The sequence below is a fragment of the Ulvibacter litoralis genome (assembly GCF_900102055.1).
GTDB lineage: Bacteria > Bacteroidota > Bacteroidia > Flavobacteriales > Flavobacteriaceae > Ulvibacter > Ulvibacter litoralis.
In genome coordinates this window covers 99,508-121,374 of sequence record NZ_FNBA01000004.1, presented here as the reverse complement: position 1 = coordinate 121,374, position 21,867 = coordinate 99,508, and the positions used below count along the sequence as shown (strand labels likewise).

Sequence of the window (21,867 nt, the reverse complement as noted above, 5' to 3'; positions counted from 1 at the left end):
TCAAACTTTGTTGTTGAAAACCAACTACGCCGTACGACTTTTCACACGTCTATTACTGAAACTTAAAACCCAGTAATTCATTTCTGAACTTAAAGTATAAATATACCTAAAATTATCTAACAATCAAATGGTTACAGAAAAAAATATCATAAAAAAATTGAATATAGAGGTACAAACACCTTCTGTAACTGTAGGGACGCAATTTAATGACGAAATAGGTGATTTTTTTAAGAATGAAATCATACCTGAAATGGACATTCAGCTGGATGAAATGGCAAAACAATTCCCTAATAAAATAGTGCGTTTTGATCACATTGAATTAGATATCCATATAGATAAATCTACTAGTTTTAAAAAATTAAAACCTCTAATACTAACCGCATTAAAAAAACAAATTGCAAAAGACACCCCTAAAGAAAACCGTACGAATACTGTACTGCCACATGTACTTACAACCGCTAAAAATAAAGGCGATGCGTTTTTATTCTTTATTGAAGCAGGAACCTATCCTTGGTGGTATGATTCAAAAAAAATATTTACAAAAACAGACTTTCAAAATATGTTGGAAGTGTCTTCCTTTTCTGAAAAACTAAAACAAAAATTGAAGGATAAACACATTCAGAAACGGATTATTTTTCAATTCGATTTTGAAATGATTGAAGCTATTTACACGGCAATAACTGATACAAAAGAAATTCAACATGCCTCATATAAAGTGACACAAACTTCAAGATTTCAGTCCTTTAAAGTTCCTTTTTGGAGCTCAGTATTTGACTACTCATATACAAAAAAGGAAGCTGGATTACTTCAAAAAATTGATGCTATTATAAGTTCTATTGCTATAAAAAAGAACAACAAAACAACGAAAAACTATCAAATAGAACTCTCTTTTCTTAAAGAAGTTTCAAAAATAGTTACCTATATAAATGAACTATTAAATCTAGGAATACTTCTAAAAAAGACAAAACAAGAAAATATTCGGTTGACGCTAGATAAAAACACATCTCCTTCAGCTTCAACTACACTAAATAACGAAACACTTAAAAGCATTGAATCTAAAATGGTGACTTATTCCCGTTTAGACACTAATAAAGTAGAAGATGAATTTATAAGCATTACTAAAAATGATCGCTTTAGTACTAAAATTTCAGATGAGGGCATTCTTGTTCAAAATGCTGGGTTGGTCATTTTACATCCTTACATTCCTCTATTATTTGAAAGGTTGGATTTTCTTTCCGAAGATTCAGAAGGGAAACTCAAAAAAACAATAAAACCGAATAAAGTAGCCACTGCCGTACATCTACTCCATTATCTAGCGTGTAGAAAAGAACAACCGTATGAGCATGAATTAACAGTAGAAAAATACCTCTGCGGACTTCCTCTAGAGCAGTCCTTAGAAAGAATGATTTCCCTTTCGGAAGAACAAAAAGAACAATGTAATTCGCTATTAAAAGCAGTTCTCGATCACTGGAAGGCATTAGAATCAAGCAATATAGAATTACTTCAAAACGAATTTTTAGTACGTGAAGGAAAGTTATTTTTCACTAAGGACACTGAAAAAATATACGTCCAACGAAAAGTTTACGATTTATTACTAGATAAAATTCCGTGGAATTTAGCGTTGGCAAAATTTCCATGGAAACAAAAAATGATTCATATAGAATGGTAAATACCTAAAAGAAAGATTATGAAAAAGCTGAGAAGAAGAAAGAAAAACAGAACGGATACCTCAAAATCTGATGCGCCATTTTTCCCAGCGGTACAAGAAAAACTAGCGTTAGGTAAAGCAGACGATGCTTATGAGAAAGAAGCAGATGCCATGGCTGATACAGTGGTTGGAACTGCTGAAAACACAAACGTTCAAAAAATGGAAAATGAAGAAGAGAGCGTACAGCAAAAATCACTTTCTGATACTATAACTACCATTCAGAAGGAAGAAATGGCTGCGGAAGAAGAAACAGTTCAGAAACAGCAAGATGAAGAAGAGGAACCGCTTCCGCAAACTGAAACCGAAGAAAAAGCAGTTCAAAAAATGGAGGAAGATGAGACGTCCTAATACAATATAATATGAGAGCTTTTGCCAAAAATAACGGACTTACAGCTGTTGCTAATGCTTCAAAAAGCACGGGCAGCAATCCGTTTTTTGGTGTTCAAACAAAACTTTCTGTCGGAAAATCGGGTGATGCATACGAACAAGAAGCAGATCGTGTTGCCGATTCGGTAGTTGAAAAGTCGAACCAGCAAAACAGCTTCTTCAGTACCCATAACTACTTTCCTCCTACTTCAAATCCTACGGTTCAAAAAGCTTCCGAAGAAGATATTCAAAAACAAGAAAATTCCGAAGAGCTACAAGAAAAACCATTGTCTGATACAATTACGCCTTTGGTACAACGTGTTTCAGAAGAAGAGGAATCAATACAAACAAAAGGAGGGACAAATACGATACCTCCGAGTCTCGAATCTAATTTAGCCAGTTCTAAAGGGAGTGGAAATCCGTTGCCAGCAACCACAAAGTCACAAATGGAATCTAGCTTCGGTACAGATTTTAGTCATGTGAGAATTCATAATGATTCCAATGCCGTACAAATGAGCAAACAGTTAGGTGCGCAGGCGTTTGCCAATGGTAATGATATTTATTTTAATGAAGGGAAATACAATCCGTCATCCAAAGAAGGACAACATTTATTGGCGCATGAGCTTACACATACCGTACAACAAGGCGCATCGGTACAACGAAAACTGATACAAAAAGCAGCTGCCATTCCGCCAACTACAACTGCCGAGACAACACCCGACGAAATAGCAGCTCCAACCAACGAATTTACAGATCCTGATAAAGGAACCATCAATACTAGTAGTAAAACTATTAGTATTCCTAGTTTACCGGTTCCTACTTTTAAACACGCCATAGATCCTACCCCAACGGCTAAAATTGAGATTCCCCCAGGTGGTTTCCCACGTAATAATACACATATTACTGCTTGGGAAACGGCAGCAATGGAAGGACAATCTACTTTCAATACACGATTTACTGATTATGCAGCTTCGAGTGATGCCCCTGCTTTAAAGGACGGACAGCAACAACAATTATTTTACCTTACATTAAAAGGAGGAAGTCGGGCTCAACGAAGAAACTCTGGACACTCAGGCGATGGTGATTCTGGGGTTATTTTTGGAAGTCTAGGTGCTATTCATAGACGAACGAGTCGACCTTATTGGACTAAAAATGGGGCGTTCCATCCGTATGATGTAGACCATAAAAAAGAACTTCAAATTGGAGGTTCGGAAGATAGTGTTAGTAATATGTGGATGCTGGATGCTACTGCCAATAGATCGTCTGGCAGTTACATTAGAGCCTCTAGAGAGCGTAAGGTAACAGAACTACTAACAGCAAGTGCCGGACAGCTAGTTAGTCCGCCAGCTTCGTATACCGCAGTTAAAAATGAATACCGAATAACTTTCGAAAACGGTGTGGTTCCAGACAATTCGATGACTGTTGAAAATTTTACTGAAAAATGGGATCTAGATCAAATTAAAAACGGGGAACATTTAGATGGATTAAAATTTCTAACGGAAAGTGAAGTTGAAGCCGCAGGTCTTCGTGGTAGCCCAGATAATTTAGTACTATTTACAGGCTTAACAGGCGGTTTACCTATTAACATTCCGTGGGATGAAGAAGCCAGAGCAGCGGGTAGAAAAGACGGATTAAGCATTCGAATTGGAAAACGTGGTGGCGCAATGCTCTATATCAACTCAATTATTTACAATTCTATATCGGGTGCTGAAAATCAGGGCGGAAACGGTCGAATTCTATGTACCGCCTTCCCTGGATCCACAGGCGTCATTAGTGAAAAAACAAATTTATCGTTTGATATCCGTCCTATTGAAGGTGTTTCATACGGTGGCTATATTGAAAGAGCAAGCGTACAACAAGCTTTTGTAAATGCACTCTTCTTTAATTATATGAGTCCGATCACCATCACAGAAGTTGGTTTAGATGACGAAATTGGATTCCGTGCTTTGGGGATTATTTCGCCATCAGTTCCTTTGATTGGAAATGCTGGAATTGAACTCGTTATAGACGAGCAAGGAGCCCGTTTTAGAAAAGTTTTCGAAAAAAGTGATTATAATTTTCCAGCTCCTTTTGAAATATCAAATTCTGCATTAGAAGTTTTCTGCGGAAGCGAAGGTTTTGGTATTGATGGAGAGATGAACTTTAAAATAAACCATGTTGGCGATGGATTTTTAAGAGGAAATTTTTCTACAGATCGTGGTTTTGCATTGGCTGGCGGATTTAATTTTGATACTGAATTATTTGACCCAGCAAGCATTGAAGTTAGTTATGAAGAAGAAGTACTTACTGTTACCGGAACCATTGGAATTCCTGAAGGGAAATTACAAGGTGTTAAAACAGCTTCCATTACAGCAACCTATGCCGAAAATACCTTTACTGCAGCAGGAGAAGCAGAATTAGACGTTCCAGGCATTCAACGAGGTGCAATGACCGCTACGTATACTGAAGAAGGTTTTTCTATTGGTGGTGACTTTCAATTGAAAGATGACATTCCTGGAATTCGAGGTGGTAGTGTTGCTGCAACCATTTCAAAACAAAATGGTGAAGAAGCCTATTCTATATTCGTCTCTGGAACAGCACAGCCTGATATTCCTGGCATTGACACAGCTCTCTCAGTTACGTACGAAAATGGCGCTCTGACTATTGCCGGAACTGCCGATTATAGCAGAGGGATGCTTAGTGGCTCTGTAAATATTGGCGCAACCAACCGAACTATTGGCGAAGACGGCGAGCCCAACGGAGCGCCAGACGGTATCATGCGTGTATATGGTGGCGGCAGCCTTACCCTAACCTTTACCCCTTGGCTACAGGCAACTGCAGGCGTACAATTTTTACCAAATGGAGAAATAGAAGTAACAGGGCGTATTGCGCTACCAAGCGCTGTAGATGTGTTTAATAGAAAATCGATCGATCGCAATCTATTTTCAATGCCTGCAATCGAAATTCCAATTTTTGCCATTCCATTAGGACCTCGAAGTATAGGATTGGTAGCTAGAATAACAGGAGGCTTAGATTTTTCTGCTGGATTTGGTCCTGGACAATTACGCGATTTATACGCAGATGTTACTTACAATCCCGATCGGGAAGAAGAAACCACTATTTCTGGGCACGGTGAATTTGCCATTCCAGCAGATGCAGGTTTGACCTTGCGAGGCGATTTAGGATTAGGTGTAAGTATCGGAATTGCTAGTTTAACTGGCGGAATTGAAATCGCGGGAGAATTAGGATTGGAAGGTGAAGCTGCCGCCGAAGTAGACGTAAATTGGAGTCCGCAAATGGGACTTGCCATAGATGCGACGGGTAGGATTACGGTTCAACCAAAATTCACATTCGACGTAAATGCCTTTGCCCGTGCAAGTTTGGATCTTTGGTTGTTTTCTATTTCTGAAACATGGCGATATAACTTAGCTTCCTTCTCTTGGGGACCCGACATACAGTTTGGAATTGTATTTCCTATTCATTACCGAGAAGGCGAACCATTCGATATGTCGTTTGACGATATTGAAGTATTGTATCCTGAATTAAATATTGGAAATATGATTACAGGATTGGCAAAAGATGTAAAAAATGATATTTTTTAATACTGAAAGAAATGGATAAGCAAGTAAAAAAGTTGAATAATGAAGGAGTAAAACTATTTCTGAATGGAAATTTTGAAGATGCTAAATTAAAATACAAAGAAGCTTTAAAGGTGGCTCCTACTTATGCTACGACGCTTAATAATTTAGGAATGATTTCATTACAAGAAAAAAAGTACAAGAACGCGGAAGCCCTTTTTAAATCGGCCTATGATAAGCAAAAAAAGGCAACTTATATTTTAAATTTAGGACACGCGTATGCCAATCAAAATAAGATAGACAAAGCGAGAGAGAGTTATTTAAAAAGTATAGAATTAAGTCCGAAATCATTAATGGCTTGGAAAAGCATTGCTGTTTTGTACCAACATCAAAAACAATTTCAGAAATCGGCGCATACTTGGGAGTATATCCTACAATCTTTAAGTACCGACGCATATTTTAAAATTCAATTAGTTAAAGATTATATCGAATTACAAAAATATCAAGAAGCATTAGGCGTATTGGAGGAAACTTCAAAAGATGAAAAGCTTTCAGAGTACGTTTGGTATTACACAGCTTTAATTCATTTCAATTTTAAAAACTTCGGATTGGCAGAAATAGCAATTAATAAAAGTATTTTGATTTCGCCCAATTCTGAAACCTTTAGAACCCTCGCAGCTTCTATTTATCTAGGACTTTCCAAAGTTGATAAGGCAATTACACAATGGAATATTATTTTAAAACAGAATCAAAACAATCATAAAATTAGGATAGACAAAGGTGTTACTCTTCTAGCAAATAGGAAGTATACAGAAGCATTAGAGGCATTCAATTTTGTTCTTTCAAAAACGAACAACAGCAAAGCCTTATTTTATAAAGCTTTGGTCTTACTTGAAATGAATTCAAATGCTAAAGAAGCAATTACCCTACTCAGAAAAGTAGTTAAAATGAATGATGATTATACCGAACAAGCTAAAGAATTAATTACACGTATAACAACAAACTCAAATGAATAACAAAGCTACAAACGAATTATACCAAGCCATTATTAAAACAGATGGTATAAATTTTAGAGGTGTTTCTATTGGCGATTCGTTAGAAACTGTTATTGAAAAAGAAGGTAACGATTTTGACAACAGAGGAGGCACTTTACCTAATTACAAATACTTTTTTGAATTAGGCGAAATGGAAGAACTCATCTTGGTATATGCCTATTACGAAGAAACCAAAGCAATATATAATCTTGAAACAACCTTAAAAACCTATCCAAAATATTATTGGGAAGAAGCTGGTGGAACGGACGAAACTGAATTTTATGAAAAAACCAAAAACAATACATTACTTCAGTATGTATCACATTTTACCGCTTGTAAAGAAAAGATAATTGCTCATTTTGAAAAGGAGTTGGGAGCAGCAGAAATAGATTTTAAACACGTTGTATATAACAAACCGTACCATAACTTTTCAAAACACACATGGATTTCAGGCAGATTTAGATTGGTTCTTATGAGTTATTTAAACGACGAAAAAGAACCGCAAGGCGCCACAACAATGGAGCTAAAGTTAATTTTAACAGCGACCTAATTCATTATTACACTTCAGCTTCAGGCGTATGTATACTTCGGAAAGAACCATTTTCAAGTACTTTATTTTCAGAAAAGTAAAAACCCCTTTTATTCATAGGCAATCACCTCTTGCACAACTATTTAACATACTGTAAATTAGTACTTTAAATTATTCATCATGAAAAAAACATCCTATTTAAAAGAGTTAACGATCAAATCCACTCAAAAAAGACGCGGCACCTCAAACAACCGAAAAGATGTTATGAAAATTCAATCATGGTTGTCATTGTATGCCATTCAGCATCCTTCTAGCGGAACTGTAACAGCTATTGATGGAGACTTTGGACCTGCAACCGAGAAGGCGGTAAAAAACTACCAAATCGAAATGAATTTGCCTGTTTCAGGAATTGTAAATCAAGAAGTTTTTTCCAAATTATGCGGCACTATGGAACGCGCTTTCACACTTTCTACTGCCGAAACTGATGTTAGAACTTTGGTCGTAAAAGCTGCCGAAAACCATTTAGCTAGTTTTCCGTATGAATTACAAATTAAAGGAGCCTCCAATTCTGGACCTTGGGTACGTGCGTACATGGACGGACATGAAGGTTCTAGTTGGTATTGGTGTATGGGGTTTGCACAAACAATTATTGATCAAGCGGCAAGTACGGTAGGTAAAAACTTTAAAACCTTATTTCCGTTAACCTACAGTTGCGATACGGTGGGAACAAAAGGACTTGAAAAGGGGTTGTTACATAGATATCAAAAAATTAGAAAAGATCCATCATTAATGAAGCCTGGAGATCTTTTTTTATTGCAAAAATCAACCTACGATTGGACACACACTGGAATCATTACTGCGATTAAAGACGATGTTATTGAAACGATTGAAGGCAACACTAACGAAGCAGGTTCTAGAAATGGAATTGCAGTTATGAAACGGACTCGAAATTTTCAGCGTTCCAAATTAGACGTGTTCTCTATTGATCCGTTAACTTTAGGGTAAATCCCCCTACGATTACAGGACAATCGATTGCGCTACATTTATTTTTATCTGTAAATTAGATGTTTATATGTATTTATGGAAACTGTCAAGACTGAAACAACTGCTTTTGAAAAATTTATAACAGCTTTAAACCATTTTATACGGTCTATAAAAAACTTTGTACGATCGTCCTTTTTAAGTCTTGTTGTGATTTGTATCATTTTATTGTTACTTACGCAAATGGATCAGGCATTTACAATGCTTGTCGATTTAATGGAAGGCAATTGGGTCTCTTTATTTTTATCATTTTTATTTATAAACGCATTGGCTATTGCGCTTTCTCACTTCCCTATTTATACCTATTATGCTGCCGATTTAAATAACTCTGGCGATTATACTGAATGGCATAAGGTTCATCCTATCAAGTTTTGGTTTTTAAAAAAGTTTCCAGTTTTTGTTTTTACCACAAAAAAAGATACGGGTTATGTGCCCGATAATTGGGCGAACTATCTTCGCTATTTCACAGGGATATTAATTCACGGCGTTTGGATTCATTTTATCATGAGCAGCTTTAAACCAAACTTAATCTTTGAAACGTTTCCGTTTAGTGCCGTAAAAATCACTGTCTATATTTTAATACTCATTCCTTTTATACTTTACATTTATTTAAAAGAGAAAATATCAAAACTCAGTATTGAAAAACATGCAGATGGAACTAAATTAGGAGCCATTGAACGCCAAAGAAATATTGATATTCTAAATGGCTTTTACAAACGTCTTGGGATTTGGTATTTGGTAATTGTTATTATAAGTATTTTACTTCTTATCGCTACATTGAGTGTGGGAAATTTTAGCCCTGGCGGATTTGTTTTATTGCTATTAACCAGTTATTCTTTTTTATTCAATTATTTCTTTTTCCGTCTTTTAAGAACAAAACTTTCCGTAGTGAACAAAACTCTTTCAGGATCGTTACATATTGGTTACAGCGTTTTTATAAACAGTATTCGATTTTTCGAAAAATCGGAAAACTACATTTTACTTTTTGCTGTTAATTTTGTGGGTGCCTTTGTCTTCTTATTCTACTGTACGTTAGCTAGTATCTATGATTGGGGACTTTTTAATGGAATTCCTATTTTACTCGCTTTTTTTTACCTGTATTACTATTTAATAGCCAATTTTGGAAAGTACTTTTTTGTAGCAAAACGCATCAATTTATTCGGAAGTCAAACCTACCGTATTATTTTTGGCGCCATAATAACTATACTTCTCTTGGTCTGTATTTCTAACTTTGCAAACGTAGAAGTTCGAGTACACGAATTAGACCTCGTAGAAAACACTAAAAATGAAATTCCGGAAGCTGTATTTATTGATAGCCTGCAAGCCAAAAAAGACAACACTTTATTTTTCATTGCTTCTCACGGAGGAGGTTTAAAAGCAAACGTTTGGACGCTAAATGTATTAAACACCCTTCAGCAAGAAACGAACGGAAAATTATTAAACCAAAGTATTGCTTTATCGGGTGCTTCAGGTGGTTCGTTAGGACTGGCGTTGTACACAGGTTTGTACAAAGAAGATGGTAACAATACACAACGCATTCAGCATAAAATAGACACCTTAGCTCATCAAAACTACACCTCTCTTGACTTAACACTAACCTTCGGATTGGATAGTTATCGGAAGCTTTGGCCGTTTAACCAACGTATAGGATTACGCGATAGGCCTTATTATGCGATGGTAAAATATCAAAATAACATTCAGAATATAAAAAACTCAAAACTCTCTGAGACTTCTTTTAGAGATTATTGGAAGGAAGCTTTTAATAGAAATGGGTATTTCCCATCATTAATTATGAATACGGCTGCAACCAACGGTAGTAGAGGTATTTTATGGTCGGTGAAACAACATAATTTCAATGATATTTTCCCGTATTCTGAAAATCTAGCCGATTTGTCTAACAATAAAACATTGCCTTTTTACCAAGCTGTTTCTACAACAAATCGTTTTCCCATGCTTAGTCCCGCTGCAAAAATACCAGGTTACGGTCATTACATAGACGCTGGCGCTATAGACAATAGTGGTTTATTGGGCTGTTTAGACTTACATAATTATTTACTACGAGATCAGCGTGTTTTGGGTGACAAACAAATAGCCTATATCGAAATCATAAATAGTAAAACATTGTACGTAAATTATTTAATTGAAAAATTTAAACGCGAAAACAAGCTCACACATATTGACAAAAGGGAGAATGAAGCCGATAATATCATGGTCGATTTAGAAACAGGCTTGAACCTTGATAAAATTCCGGGCTACCTAAGTGATTATCTAACCAATTGGGAAAAAACATCGAATGGTGGTGTTCGTTATTTCAAAATATTTATGCCGCATAAGGTTTCGTTAAGTGATGTTGAAAGCTTTTTTAGCGGTGAAATTTCAGATGAAACAATTGAAAATAAACTAGTTGATTTTCTAGCGATTGAAAATACATTAATTTTAACCCTTACTGAAAAGCCCGATAAAGACTTTTTTGACCCTTGGGAATATTACGAGCCAACGCTTTCTAGACACCTCAGCAAAAGCAGTGTAAATTACATCAAAGCGATTTTGAAGCATCCTTTGTTGCGAGAACAATTTACAGAAATTGAAGGATTGATAAATACGCATAAAATTGAGAAAAATGAAAATCCTGAAATAACCTTTTAATACAAAGCAAACCTCACATGAATACAAAACTCATAAACACAGAATTAACGCTTCTTTTTTCTTTTCTGAAAGAACTAATTGCGTGGCGTATTAAAAATCCAAATGGAGACATTACTACTGACGCCCCTGTCCTACCTATTGAAAAACTAGGAAAGTCTGTTACAGGTCAATTTATAAAAGATTCAAAACTATCGCAGTTAGAAACAATTGTTTTTTTGGTAGCGTTAACACCACATGTGCTGCCCCAATTTCTATTGAACTGCATTGCGGAAGCGTATCCGTCTGGAACCGATTTACCACAATTTGGTGGCGTGAAAGGAAAACAACACCGCGGAATTTTACCAACAGGTGAAACCGTTCAATTTATACTTGCAGGGAATAATTTACACCAACGATTAACATGTATTCAATTATTTTCTGAAAGTAACGTCCTAGAAAAAAATAAAATCCTTTACTTAGAAACAGCTCCTGCTGGAGAACCTATTTTTGCAGGAAAAATAGCGCTGTATTCTGAAACTTTTTATTTGGTCACTACTGGTGAGGTTCCGACACCAAAAATGAGCGCGCAGTTTCCTGCTGAAAAGTTAGAAACCGCTTTAGAGTGGGAAGATTTAGTATTAAACCCTCGAACAAAAGAAGACATTAAAGATCTTGAAATCTGGTTGCTTCACAATCCGACATTTCTTGAAAGCTGGGGAATGAAAGACCGTGTAAAAGCAGGGTATCGTGTATTGTTTCACGGACCTCCAGGTACCGGAAAAACACTTACCGCTTCCTTATTGGGAAAATACACCAATCGCCCAGTGTACCGAATAGATTTGTCTACAGTCGTTTCAAAATACATTGGAGAAACAGAGAAAAATCTTTCCAGCTTGTTTGACAAAGCGGCACATAAAGATTGGATTCTCTTTTTTGATGAAGCCGATGCTATTTTTGGAAAACGTACCAACGTTCGAGACGCACACGATAAATATGCAAATCAGGAAGTTTCCTATTTATTACAACGCGTAGAGTCGCATCCAGGTTTGGTGATTTTAGCTTCCAACTTTAAAGATAATATAGACGATTCTTTTTTAAGACGGTTTCAGTCAGTGTGTGAGTTTCAGTTACCTTCCGCCAAAGAACGCTTGCAATTATGGAAAACTAATTTGCCTAAAAAGCTGAAATTAAGTCCAGAAATAAACTTGGAAGAGATTTCAGAAAAGTATGAACTAAGTGGTTCTAATATTATAAATATCATTCAGTATTGCAGTTTGAAAGTACTGAGTAAAAAGAGTAAAATACTTCCGCTAGACCTTTTTACAGAAGGCATTCGTAAAGAAATTATTAAGGAAAACAAACTCTTCTAAACCGTAAACCTTTCCGAAGAAAACAAAAAAAAGAGATTGTCAAAAAAGTAGATGTTATTCGATTTGTCAGGTCGAATAGACATTAAGTATTACTTTTTAAACAATCTCTTTTGTAAGCTATTTGAAAACAATTACATCTTCACATTTTCAAGTTTAACCTCTTCCCCATCTTTATCGACTAAGAGTACTTCATCAAAATCCATTTTCTTGAATTGTGAAAATTGGGTCGCCGCATCACCAACTACTACATACGCCATTTTAGAGGCATCTAAGTATTTATTTGCAAGTTCTTTGTGACGTTCTAAGGTCATTTCGTTAATTACTTTCTCTTCACCTTCAATGTAATTCGCTGGTAAATCGTACGCGCTCATTTCTTGCAACATACGTAACAAATTAAATTGTGTCTCGAAACGACGTGCATTCGATTTAACCATTGCGTTTTTAGTAAATTCTAAATCCTCTTCAGAAATACCATTTTTATAGGCTTCTATTTGCTCCTTGAAAATTTTTACAGATTCGCCCGTTGTATTGGTACGAACACTAGACGATGCTGTAAACTTTCCTGGAATTTTACTTCCGCTAAATCCAGTTCTAGCGCCGTAGGTATAACCTTTCTCTTCACGCAAAATAAGATTTACATTGCCAGAAAAAGAACCCCCTAATTTGTAATTCATCACTTCTGCAGGATAGAAATCGGCGTCTGTTCTTGGCATTGCGATGTATCCAATATTAATAACTGATTGTTTAGCTCCTGGAATATCTACAAAGTAAAGAGATGCTTTGTCTCTCGTATTTGCGATTGGATATTCTGGAATCACAACTTCTTTGGCTGCCCAACGCTCTTCTAGATCATGCAGACTTCGCAATGCTTTTTCTTGATTGATTTTTCCTACTACTTGAAAAGTACTTACTGAAGGAGAAAAATTCTTAGTATAAAATGCTTTTAAGTCATTAATTGTAATTGCTTCTACAGACGCTTCAGTACCGCTCGCTGGCAGACTAAATATGTGATCTTCTCCGTATAATAATTTATTATAAACACGTCCAGCAACAGCATTTGGATCTGCTTCAGAACGTTTTATCTGATTGATTGTTTTTGTTTTAATACGTGCAAACTCTTCTTCATCCCATCGAGGTTCTAATAAGATTTCCTCAATTAATTTGATGGTTTTATCAAAATTTCGAACTAAGGTATTTCCACGAATAGTAATAGATTCGTTTGTTGTGTACATATTGATAGAAGCGCCTAACAATTCGATTTCTTCTTCTAACTGCTCAGGGGTTTTATTAGCAGTTCCTTCCATCATAATGTCGGTCATTAAGTTGGCAACTCCATTTTTATTTTTATCATCTAACAAGTGACCTCCTTCAATAACCAAGCTAAAATTAACGGTCGGAATCTCATTTTGTTCAATTCCATATACTTTTATGCCATTTTTAAGTTCCGACTTCCAACTTGTAGGTATATTCAAAGCTGGAGACGCTCCTTGTGCAGGTTCAATAGATCTGTCGAATGACGAAGGTGTTTTTACTATTTCAGTAGTAGCATCTTCCACTTTCGTTTCAACATTTTCTTTAATTTCTTCTTCAACAACAGGTGCTTTTATAGAGTTGTCTGCAATTAACGCTACTTGTCCTTTAGGCACAAAACTGGTCATTACATAAGGTTTTCCTTTTATGTAGGTTTCGTATACACGAACGACATCTTCCTTAGTTACCTTTTTAATATTTTCGATATCTGTTTCAATAAAACCTGGATCTCCAGCAAACACATTGTATTGTGCTAATTGAAATGATTTCCCTAACACGCTACTAATTCCGTTGTAAAATTGTGTTTCCAAACCAGCTTTAATACGTTCAATATCGCGATCGGTTACGCCTTCTTTTTCAAAAAGAGCAAAAGCTTCAAAAATGGCTGCTTCTACATCTTTCAGACTTTTACCATTATTCGCTGTAATTGAAATTTGAAATTCGCCGGCAAGTTCTTGTGCATTTCCATAGGCAACCGTTCTAGACGTTAAATCTTTCTCTTTTACCAGGACTTTATATAGCGGTGCTTTTTTTCCGCTAGATAAAATTTCGGCTAAAAAATCCAGCGCATACGCATCATCCGTATATTGCTCAATTGTTGGCCAAACCATATTTAATTGCGGTGCTGTTGCAAAGTTATCTTCGTGATAAAAACGTTTTGTTTCAGAAAGAGAAACCGGTTGTGGTTTCATTGGAAGTACTTCTTGACGACGTTTAATTTCGCCAAAATACTTCTCAATTAATGCCTTCGCTTCTGCCGTTTCAAAATCACCTGCCAATACTAATGTTGCATTATTAGGACCATAAAACTTATCGTAAAACTCTTTTACATCATCTACAGTCGCATTTTGAAGATCGACCAATTCACCAATTACTTGCCAATTGTAAGGATGCCCTTCTGGATATAAATTTTTATCCAACACCCAACTTGTATGTCCGTATGGATTATTATCTACGCGTTGTCTTTTCTCGTTTTGAACTACTTCTTGCTGATTGGTAAATGCAGACTCGGTAACAGTATTAATTAAAAAGCCCATACGGTCACTTTCCATCCATAAAACCGTTTCTAGCGCATTATTAGGAACAATTTCATAATATACCGTACCATCTTTCCAAGTACCTCCATTTAGGGTTCCACCAGCATCTTGTATTTTTTTGAAGAATTGATCTTGTGGTACATTTTCAGATTCTTGAAACAACATGTGCTCAAATAAATGGGCAAATCCAGTTCTTCCTGTTTTTTCTCTATTTGAACCAACTCCATATTGAATGGCTACGGAAACTATGGGGTCACTCTTATCTTGATGTAGAATAACATCCAATCCGTTTGCGAGTTCATATTTTTCAAATTCTACGGAAAGTTTCGCAGAATCCTCAACTTTCGTGGTCGCTTTGTCTTTACAAGATGTAAAACAAAAAGCTAAAATGGCAGCCCCTATTACGGAAGCTCTTAAAGTAGTTCCTAATTTCATTGATTATAGTTTTTTTCAAATCTAAAGATACAATTGACAGTATTCCAATATCTTAAAATGCTGTTAAATGTAGTTGCTTCTTTTTTAAAAGTATGCAGCAATTCTACGGTAATACATTCCCTTTAGTTAATATGGAAACGTACCGTACATATTCCCCGAAGGAGCATAATTAGCTACAATGATATAGCTCCCATCTTCACACACTCCTACTCCAACACCAACTTCTGTGGTTTTTTTCCATACCATTTGCGTGTAATGATTATAGTCGGTATCGCTATAGGTATAATCTGCTAGTTCTGAATACCAACTCTTAGAAGCATCAAGCGCGGTATAAACAGTTCCATTGCCCATAAAAACATTTTCTCCATAATTTTCATTTCCACTATGCTTGAAAGAACAATTGTCTGCCGCTAGAAAGTTAGCAAATTCCTGAGCAACTTTAGCAATGGAAGCATTCCATGAAAGATTGGATACTCCCACTTCACTTCTTGCCATATTATGGTGTTTTAAAAATTCTGTGGCTTCCTCTACCGTCACATCACTTCCTGTTTCGGTGATGTCCTGTCCTATTGACAATTGACAAAGTAACACGGCTACAATAAATAGATAACTGGTTTTCATAATCGTAAGGTTTTAATTTTTTTATAGGTAATTAAAGATACATGAAGTTTGTTTAATAAAAATTACGTAGTAACACGTAAATTACTACTAAACAGATTATTAAACACGAACCCGTAAAATTAATTATTGAACATAAATCTTACACCAATAGTAGAAAAACCCTTGCAGAAGTTTAGGGTAATAACCCCTTTGATTTGGGTTTTTAGACTTCAAAAAAAAATGAACCTCAATCTTATATTTGCATTGTAATTAATTGTCTATCAAAAAATTACATAAAAACAAACTTATTGGAAACACCAATAATATTTAACAACCTTAATATTTTTTATTATGATTAACAATCTCACAAAAAATTCAAAATGGGTGCTAAGTTTAGCATTTATTTGCATTTTCAGTTTTACATCCTTTACAGGGAATCGTGAAATTGGAGGCTATGTAGATCAGGCAGAAAGCCGATTCGTACGAAACGTATGGAATTTTATTAAAAATTTCAAAACCTATCAAAATGTTGGTGCTCATAGCTACAAATACACACAGTATTTCTGGGCAGAACCTTTCCAATTTACAGGAAACTCTCATGATGATTATGTAGATTCAGTAGATCTTGCATATGTCGCAGGTCATGGAAACTACCATTACATTCAAACAAATCAAAGTCAAGGATTAGGAGTTAATTTAAAAAATGTTCCTGCCTATGGTGATACCGGTGACGATTTAGAATGGCTTGTAATTGAATCTTGCTATACTGTATCGTCAAGACCCGAAAAATCCAATTGGTGGAGTGATTACTCCGGAATGTTTGGAGGATTACACCAATTAGTAGGGTTCCACACTTTAAGTTGGTCGGACAATGGAATTCCTAACAATTTTGCAGGAAAATTAAAAAGTAATGGTGCTATTTGGCAATCTTGGTTTGACGCTGTAAATGAAGAGCGTTATTGGATATTTAATCCAAATATTTGGGATCCACAATACGGTAGTGATATTCCGTTTCCTGGCTTAGCTAGTGTTATTGTTGCCAATGGATGTACCAATGACAGATTAGGGTCGTATGCAAATGATCCATCTCCAGGAACTGGTGGAATGTATACGTACTGGCAATACTAAGGTAAGGCTAGCAACTAAATTAAATTAATAAACAAAATACAAGAAAATGAAAACGCAATATAAAACAGCAGTATTCATGGTTTGTACCATAGGATTTGCGATATTTTTAATGTCATCTACGCCAAAATTAACTTCAGTCGCAATGGATGATGCAGGGTATGTACAACCAACAGCATACAAAAACCTAATTACATATCAACAAAAAGATATGTCTGTCTATCAAACGGTAGCTGCAAGTGAAAGGAAAGCAGAAGGTTTCAAAAAGAGTGTGCGAAATGCTACAAAATCAAGACTTTCAATTCCGACTGGCAACAAAAATTCGTTAGAGTTTCAGAAAGAAGATCCTACTGCATTTTTTGAACAAGATTTAGCTTCAGGAAAATTAGCATTCAATAAAGGAATGAACGATTATTTAAAGTCTGGCGGACGCAACTTACCAAAACAAGAAGCTGCAAATGCTATCGCCATGCGCTTTATAAATGAAAGTGGATTGGCTCCAGCAAATAAGGAAGAAATTAAAATGATGCATTCGGGTGGATTGCGTCTTGCCACTGCCGGATCTGACAAACAAGTAGATGTATTTAGAACAGTTTCATACGGACGTTTCTTAGACGGGGTTCCTGTGTACGGACCTAGTTCTAAAATAATTGTGCATGTTGGTAACAATGGTGAAATTGTAGGTGCTAATGCGCTTTGGAAAGAAGTTTCTGCTAACAAAGGAACTACTGTAAAGAAAGAAGCTATGAAGTCTGCTAAAGAAGCGGAACTAGAAATGAACAGACGTTTGGCTACCGACTTCGGAAAAGGTGCTAGAACTAAAATTAAAGAAATGAGCCTTGCGTATTATGATGGTGGTAAAAGCTACATTCAACCAGCGTATTACTTTCAAATAATCGTTTCGCTTCCTAAAATGAAGGACACTCCAGCCACTCAATTTGAATATTTAGGAATTGTTCCAGCCCTTAGAAAAACTCCTGAAGCTTTTGAAGTATTACAACAAGCTCCACCAGAAGCTAAGAAAGTAATTGGAAAAGCTTCAGAAAAGGAAATGAAAAAAGATCCTAGACGTGATATCGAATAACCATCACAACATACTTATAATCAATTATTAAACAATTGAAAGGCACTAAACACAAACCGTTCTTCGTTATGTATTTAGTGCCTTTTTTTTAAACACATTGTTATGAAACTAAAAAATACTTTTACCATTCTCTTTTTTTCATTGCTTGTAAGTATTTTACTTATCAGTTTTTCTGGCTGCGGAAATTCACCCAAAAGTCAGGAACCTAAAAATGAAACAACACCTCAACCCACAACTTCTGAAGTTCCTGAAGGCTATACAAAAGGCGAAACTCCCGTTCCAATTGCTTTTGAAGATTTAAGTGAAGACTGTTATGAAGTAAACAAAAAAGCGGACAAAACATTATGCGCCGATGTGTACGATCCTGTTTGTGGTTGCGACAATCGTAATTATAGCAATGCCTGCCAAGCTGAAAAAGCAGGAATTAAAAAATGGACGAAGGGCAATTGCAAGTAGTTCCATTTATAAAAACAATATAAGCACTAGTTGCTATTTGTATATGAAACATGCTTTACAAAACCGCGCTAATTATGTTGGCTTCTCTCTTTGTGACGTAGAATCTTGAATTGTTTTCCAAAAGGCACTAGTAGGCCAACGTTTTTCTAAATGATAAAAGTATTTTCGTGATTCTAGGTATTGTTTGTATTGTGCTTTTACTTCAGTCTCAAAATAAGGCAATGCAGTTTCAATTCCACTTACATAATGCGTAATAATTTCTGCTGCACGAATGCCTTGCGTTACCGACTTAATAATTCCCTGAGAAGTAATAGGATCGAAACAAATAGCTGCGTCTCCAATTGCCATCCAAGAATCACCTACCACTCGACTTAAACAAAACGAAGGCGCTTTAAAACCAATTAGTTTGCTTTCTACAGGTTCCATTCCACGAATCCAATGACTTGTATTTGGTGCTTGTTGTAATAGTTTCACCCAATTCTCTAAATGATGTAATTCTAGTGTTTTGACAACTTCTGAAGTCGTGTAAAGAGTCACTAGCAACTGTTCTCCCGGAATTCTAGCAGCATACCACCAACCGTTTTCAACAGATTCTAAATGCGTTAGCTTAGAGACTTCTCGTCCTCCTTTATTTCTGAAACGCACTCCTAAGCATACCAAAGACGTATCTTTAATTTGAGTACTTCCATATTCCGAAGCAAAAACACTCCTTGTTCCTGAAGCATCAATCACGAAATCGGCTTCAATAGGATCAAATTGCTTCTTTTTTACTTCCATAAAAAGCTGATAGCCGCTTTCCGTTTTAACTGAAGATTTATAGGTGCAATTTCTAAAAATTGTTGCCCCTAATTTTTCTGCTTCTTCCACCAAGAACTGATTAAAATTTTGCCGATCTAAATGCCATCCGTGACCGTACGGATTTAAAAGACTGTCATTGTAGCCTCTCAATTCACTTCCCCAATAGGAACAACTTCCGTAGCAAGGTTCGTGTGTTTCGGCTAAAAAAGAGTCATAGACTCCGAGTTTTTTCAGCAATAAATTCATGTCTGGAGGTATGCTTTCTCCAATATGAAATTTCCCAGTTTTTGAATTATCTAGTAATTGAACTTTAAAACCTGCTTTCAACAAAGCAATGGCGCAAGAACTCCCTGCGGGTCCTGCGCCAATAATTGCAATAGTATAAATGGTTTTATCCTTCAAGTTTACTGCTTTGGAGGATATACCTCATCATCAATTACATTGGGCCAAAACACAACTTGATTACTTTCATCTATATCAAATTTACTTTCAACTTCTAGGTAATAATCTTTGCTAAAATCTGACGGATAATTCTTTATAGCAGGCCCTTGAATAATGGTTCCTACTTTTACCCATTCGGTCAAGAAGTTTCTGCGATTTTGATAACGTCCAACATTCATGGCCTTCATTTCAAACTGATTCTTCTCTTCTTTTTCACACCCTACAGAGTGCATTTTTTCTGTAGCTGCAGTCCCTTTCCCTCTAACAGAATAGCGTTGCTCTGGCAATTCTCCTCTATCTGTATTCGAAACTAAATCATCAAACGTATATACTGCCACTGGACGTTGTGCAGGCCAAGACCAAAATAATGTGGTATTTACATCACCACTAAAAATATTTTCTTTTGTTATTTTTCCTCCTGGATTTGGAGCTGGTGTATGCGTGGCGCAAGAGTTATAATCTGTATGCCAAGGAATAGACATGAACTTACAAATATCGCCAGGTTCAACTTTATACGATCGTAAGGGTGTATACCCCACTCCAAGAAATGGTTTTTCTGTGTTCGCACTCGAATAGTCTAACGTTTTTGCATCAATTCGGAACGGGCCAATGGCTGGATCTTTCCAATTTTCATTGTACAAGTTTACATCTCTAGCTATAAATGTCATGTCAATTCCTGGGCTAAACCTACCTCCCAAGCAGTTTACTAATATCGTTTTATCTAACTGCTCTCCGGCGCCTAGAACCGTCTCTTTTGCACCCACACTCATCCCTTTATTCCATTGCTTCATGAAAAAGTATTGTTGTCTAGAAAGCGTTAAGAATGATTGATTGGCGTCTCCCAATGAAAGTGGCATTAAAGGAGCGCCAATAGTATCTTGACTTCCGTCTGGGTTCCGGATGTATTGTAATATGTCGAAGGGAGGTTTTTCTTCCGTTAAAGTCATCATCCTTTTATGTCCATTAATGGCTTGCTTAGGTAAATTAGTGTTCCACATTTGCATGTGCGAAGCATTTAATGTTGGAAACACTTCATCATTAAAAGAGGGCTTGTAATTTTCATTGTACGTGCCATTACGATAAATCTCTGGCTGCAAATTGAAGTTTTCGAGCCACGTGTTATAAATATCGTCCCACAGAGAAACTGCGTTAAGTGTTTGAGGCGCATACGCTGGATCTGTAGCCACAACCCAAGCACTTCCTTTAATAGGTTCTTTACTTCCATCTTCATAAACAATAACGGCAGTAATAGGCCCATCGGAAGTATCGTCCAACCAATTATCATTATCTACATCAAAGCATAAAGTTTGCGCTGTATTGTAATTCCCTTCATTGTCAAAACCAGCAGCGAGTCCATATCCGCCTAAAACTAATAATCGACCATTGGGTTCTGTAAGAATTTCACCTAAATACGAAATAGGATCACTTCCGTCTTTACTTTTTCCTTCGGAAGCTGGAAACTGAATCGGATAATTAGATTGCTCGCTAATTTCTCCTGTAGAAGCATCAAAATAGGTTGCTGGTGTTTTTTTATCAAATTTTATAGGTGTGTCACTCCCTTTACTCGCCATTATGGTTCTAGGTCCCGCATCAATCACCAAGTTTTTTAATCGCACAGGATCTGACGGATCTACACTCTTTGGATCTTGCGGTGTGGTTTGCATAAAGTCTGGGTTTCGCATTGGCGGAAACTCATTGTTTTTATAAAGAGCAATTCCAAGATTTGCGTCTTCGTCAATCTCCCAGCAATTTGCTTTTTTGTTGGCGAGATGTGCTGTCCAAATAATATCGACTACTTTTTTGCCATTCACGACAGAACCAATGAGGACCTCTTCACCACCTGGTGTTGGGTAGCTTACTTGTCCAGTTTCGTTTGGATATTGATATATTTTAAATCGGGCAGCTTGTCTTTTTAATCTTCCCTGATCATCTCGAAGGTCTTCACTAGTGATGGTCGTATTTTCAGTACCTGGTTTTATTGGTAATCCGCCCGTAATAACTGTCCCTTTTTGAGGGGATGCAGCCATTGTTTCTGGTCCGAGATAATAATCAGTACTATTTCCTACTCTGGCCATTCCAATAGCAGGATGTATTCTTAAGGTTGTATTTTCCATAATGTTATATCTTAATT

At 36.3% G+C, this 21,867-nt stretch carries 15 protein-coding genes; 11 read left to right on the top strand and 4 right to left on the bottom strand.

The features are described from left to right. Positions 1–127: 127 nt before the first annotated feature. The 8 genes from BLQ00_RS13060 to BLQ00_RS13025 all read left to right on the top strand — a co-directional run bounded on the left by BLQ00_RS13060 (position 128) and on the right by BLQ00_RS13025 (position 12,230). The gene (locus BLQ00_RS13060) at positions 128–1,669 is read left to right on the top strand and encodes a contractile injection system tape measure protein (RefSeq protein WP_093144762.1); all 1,542 of its coding nucleotides are present in this window, start codon (positions 128–130) and stop codon (positions 1,667–1,669) included. An 18-nt stretch (positions 1,670–1,687) separates the two neighbouring features. After that, the gene (locus BLQ00_RS13055; RefSeq protein WP_093144761.1) at positions 1,688–2,056 is read left to right on the top strand and encodes a hypothetical protein; all 369 of its coding nucleotides are present in this window, start codon (positions 1,688–1,690) and stop codon (positions 2,054–2,056) included. Positions 2,057–2,067: 11 nt separating this feature from the next. Further along, positions 2,068–5,655 (top strand): eCIS core domain-containing protein, encoded by a 3,588-nt coding sequence (locus tag BLQ00_RS17800; protein ID WP_229792630.1) that lies wholly within the window; start codon positions 2,068–2,070, stop codon positions 5,653–5,655. Positions 5,656–5,666: 11 nt separating this feature from the next. Then, positions 5,667–6,647: a tetratricopeptide repeat protein gene (locus tag BLQ00_RS13045; RefSeq protein WP_093144760.1), complete on the top strand. Its 981-nt coding sequence runs from the start codon at positions 5,667–5,669 to the stop codon at positions 6,645–6,647. After that, on the top strand, positions 6,640–7,215 hold the full coding sequence (locus BLQ00_RS13040; protein ID WP_093144759.1) for a hypothetical protein: 576 nt from the start codon (positions 6,640–6,642) through the stop codon (positions 7,213–7,215). The genes BLQ00_RS13045 and BLQ00_RS13040 overlap by 8 nt, the downstream gene beginning before the upstream one ends. A gap of 159 nt (positions 7,216–7,374) precedes the next feature. Continuing rightward, positions 7,375–8,199 (top strand): peptidoglycan-binding protein, encoded by an 825-nt coding sequence (locus BLQ00_RS13035; RefSeq protein WP_093144758.1) that lies wholly within the window; start codon positions 7,375–7,377, stop codon positions 8,197–8,199. Between the two features lie 75 nt (positions 8,200–8,274). Next, positions 8,275–10,881, top strand: a complete 2,607-nt coding sequence (locus tag BLQ00_RS13030; protein WP_093144757.1) for a hypothetical protein — start codon at positions 8,275–8,277, stop codon at positions 10,879–10,881. Positions 10,882–10,898: 17 nt separating this feature from the next. Further along, positions 10,899–12,230, top strand: a complete 1,332-nt coding sequence (locus BLQ00_RS13025) for an ATP-binding protein (protein ID WP_093144756.1) — start codon at positions 10,899–10,901, stop codon at positions 12,228–12,230. Between the two features lie 131 nt (positions 12,231–12,361). Here the strand turns inward: BLQ00_RS13025 and BLQ00_RS13020 are convergent, their stop codons facing one another. Together BLQ00_RS13020 and BLQ00_RS13015 are read right to left on the bottom strand one after the other, a co-directional pair. After that, positions 12,362–15,232, bottom strand: coding sequence for a M16 family metallopeptidase (locus tag BLQ00_RS13020; RefSeq protein WP_093144755.1), 2,871 nt, complete (start codon positions 15,230–15,232; stop codon positions 12,362–12,364). A gap of 126 nt (positions 15,233–15,358) precedes the next feature. Further along, on the bottom strand, positions 15,359–15,853 hold the full coding sequence (locus tag BLQ00_RS13015; protein WP_093144754.1) for a CAP domain-containing protein: 495 nt from the start codon (positions 15,851–15,853) through the stop codon (positions 15,359–15,361). Positions 15,854–16,183: 330 nt separating this feature from the next. Between BLQ00_RS13015 and BLQ00_RS13010 the strand changes: the two genes are divergently transcribed. From BLQ00_RS13010 to BLQ00_RS13000, 3 genes are all read left to right on the top strand, one after another. Next, entirely contained in the window at positions 16,184–16,960 is a 777-nt protein-coding gene (locus tag BLQ00_RS13010) for a DUF6345 domain-containing protein (protein WP_093144753.1), read from the top strand. A gap of 46 nt (positions 16,961–17,006) precedes the next feature. Continuing rightward, positions 17,007–18,041, top strand: a complete 1,035-nt coding sequence (locus tag BLQ00_RS13005; protein ID WP_139149414.1) for a hypothetical protein — start codon at positions 17,007–17,009, stop codon at positions 18,039–18,041. A gap of 102 nt (positions 18,042–18,143) precedes the next feature. Continuing rightward, entirely contained in the window at positions 18,144–18,497 is a 354-nt protein-coding gene (locus BLQ00_RS13000; protein ID WP_093144751.1) for a Kazal-type serine protease inhibitor family protein, read from the top strand. A gap of 72 nt (positions 18,498–18,569) precedes the next feature. Here BLQ00_RS13000 and BLQ00_RS12995 read toward each other — a convergent pair whose 3' ends face one another. Continuing rightward, complete coding sequence (locus BLQ00_RS12995) at positions 18,570–19,697, bottom strand: tryptophan 7-halogenase (RefSeq protein ID WP_175445452.1); 1,128 nt, start codon at positions 19,695–19,697, stop codon at positions 18,570–18,572. A gap of 2 nt (positions 19,698–19,699) precedes the next feature. Next, the gene (locus BLQ00_RS12990; RefSeq protein WP_093144749.1) at positions 19,700–21,850 is read right to left on the bottom strand and encodes a LodA/GoxA family CTQ-dependent oxidase; all 2,151 of its coding nucleotides are present in this window, start codon (positions 21,848–21,850) and stop codon (positions 19,700–19,702) included. Positions 21,851–21,867: the final 17 nt, after the last annotated feature.

Excerpts from the sequence above, each read along its gene's own strand:
- BLQ00_RS13000 (WP_093144751.1), top strand. The coding sequence starts at position 18,144 with ATGAAACTAAAAAATACTTTTACCATTCTCTTTTTTTCATTGCTTGTA.
- BLQ00_RS13010 (WP_093144753.1), top strand. The coding sequence starts at position 16,184 with ATGATTAACAATCTCACAAAAAATTCAAAATGGGTGCTAAGTTTAGCA.
- BLQ00_RS13040 (WP_093144759.1), top strand. The coding sequence starts at position 6,640 with ATGAATAACAAAGCTACAAACGAATTATACCAAGCCATTATTAAAACA.
- BLQ00_RS13020 (WP_093144755.1), bottom strand. The coding sequence starts at position 15,232 with ATGAAATTAGGAACTACTTTAAGAGCTTCCGTAATAGGGGCTGCCATT.
- BLQ00_RS13030 (WP_093144757.1), top strand. The coding sequence starts at position 8,275 with ATGGAAACTGTCAAGACTGAAACAACTGCTTTTGAAAAATTTATAACA.
- BLQ00_RS13005 (WP_139149414.1), top strand. The coding sequence starts at position 17,007 with ATGAAAACGCAATATAAAACAGCAGTATTCATGGTTTGTACCATAGGA.
- BLQ00_RS13060 (WP_093144762.1), top strand. The coding sequence starts at position 128 with ATGGTTACAGAAAAAAATATCATAAAAAAATTGAATATAGAGGTACAA.
- BLQ00_RS13045 (WP_093144760.1), top strand. The coding sequence starts at position 5,667 with ATGGATAAGCAAGTAAAAAAGTTGAATAATGAAGGAGTAAAACTATTT.
- BLQ00_RS17800 (WP_229792630.1), top strand. The coding sequence starts at position 2,068 with ATGAGAGCTTTTGCCAAAAATAACGGACTTACAGCTGTTGCTAATGCT.
- BLQ00_RS13055 (WP_093144761.1), top strand. The coding sequence starts at position 1,688 with ATGAAAAAGCTGAGAAGAAGAAAGAAAAACAGAACGGATACCTCAAAA.
- BLQ00_RS13035 (WP_093144758.1), top strand. The coding sequence starts at position 7,375 with ATGAAAAAAACATCCTATTTAAAAGAGTTAACGATCAAATCCACTCAA.
- BLQ00_RS12990 (WP_093144749.1), bottom strand. The coding sequence starts at position 21,850 with ATGGAAAATACAACCTTAAGAATACATCCTGCTATTGGAATGGCCAGA.
- BLQ00_RS13015 (WP_093144754.1), bottom strand. The coding sequence starts at position 15,853 with ATGAAAACCAGTTATCTATTTATTGTAGCCGTGTTACTTTGTCAATTG.
- BLQ00_RS13025 (WP_093144756.1), top strand. The coding sequence starts at position 10,899 with ATGAATACAAAACTCATAAACACAGAATTAACGCTTCTTTTTTCTTTT.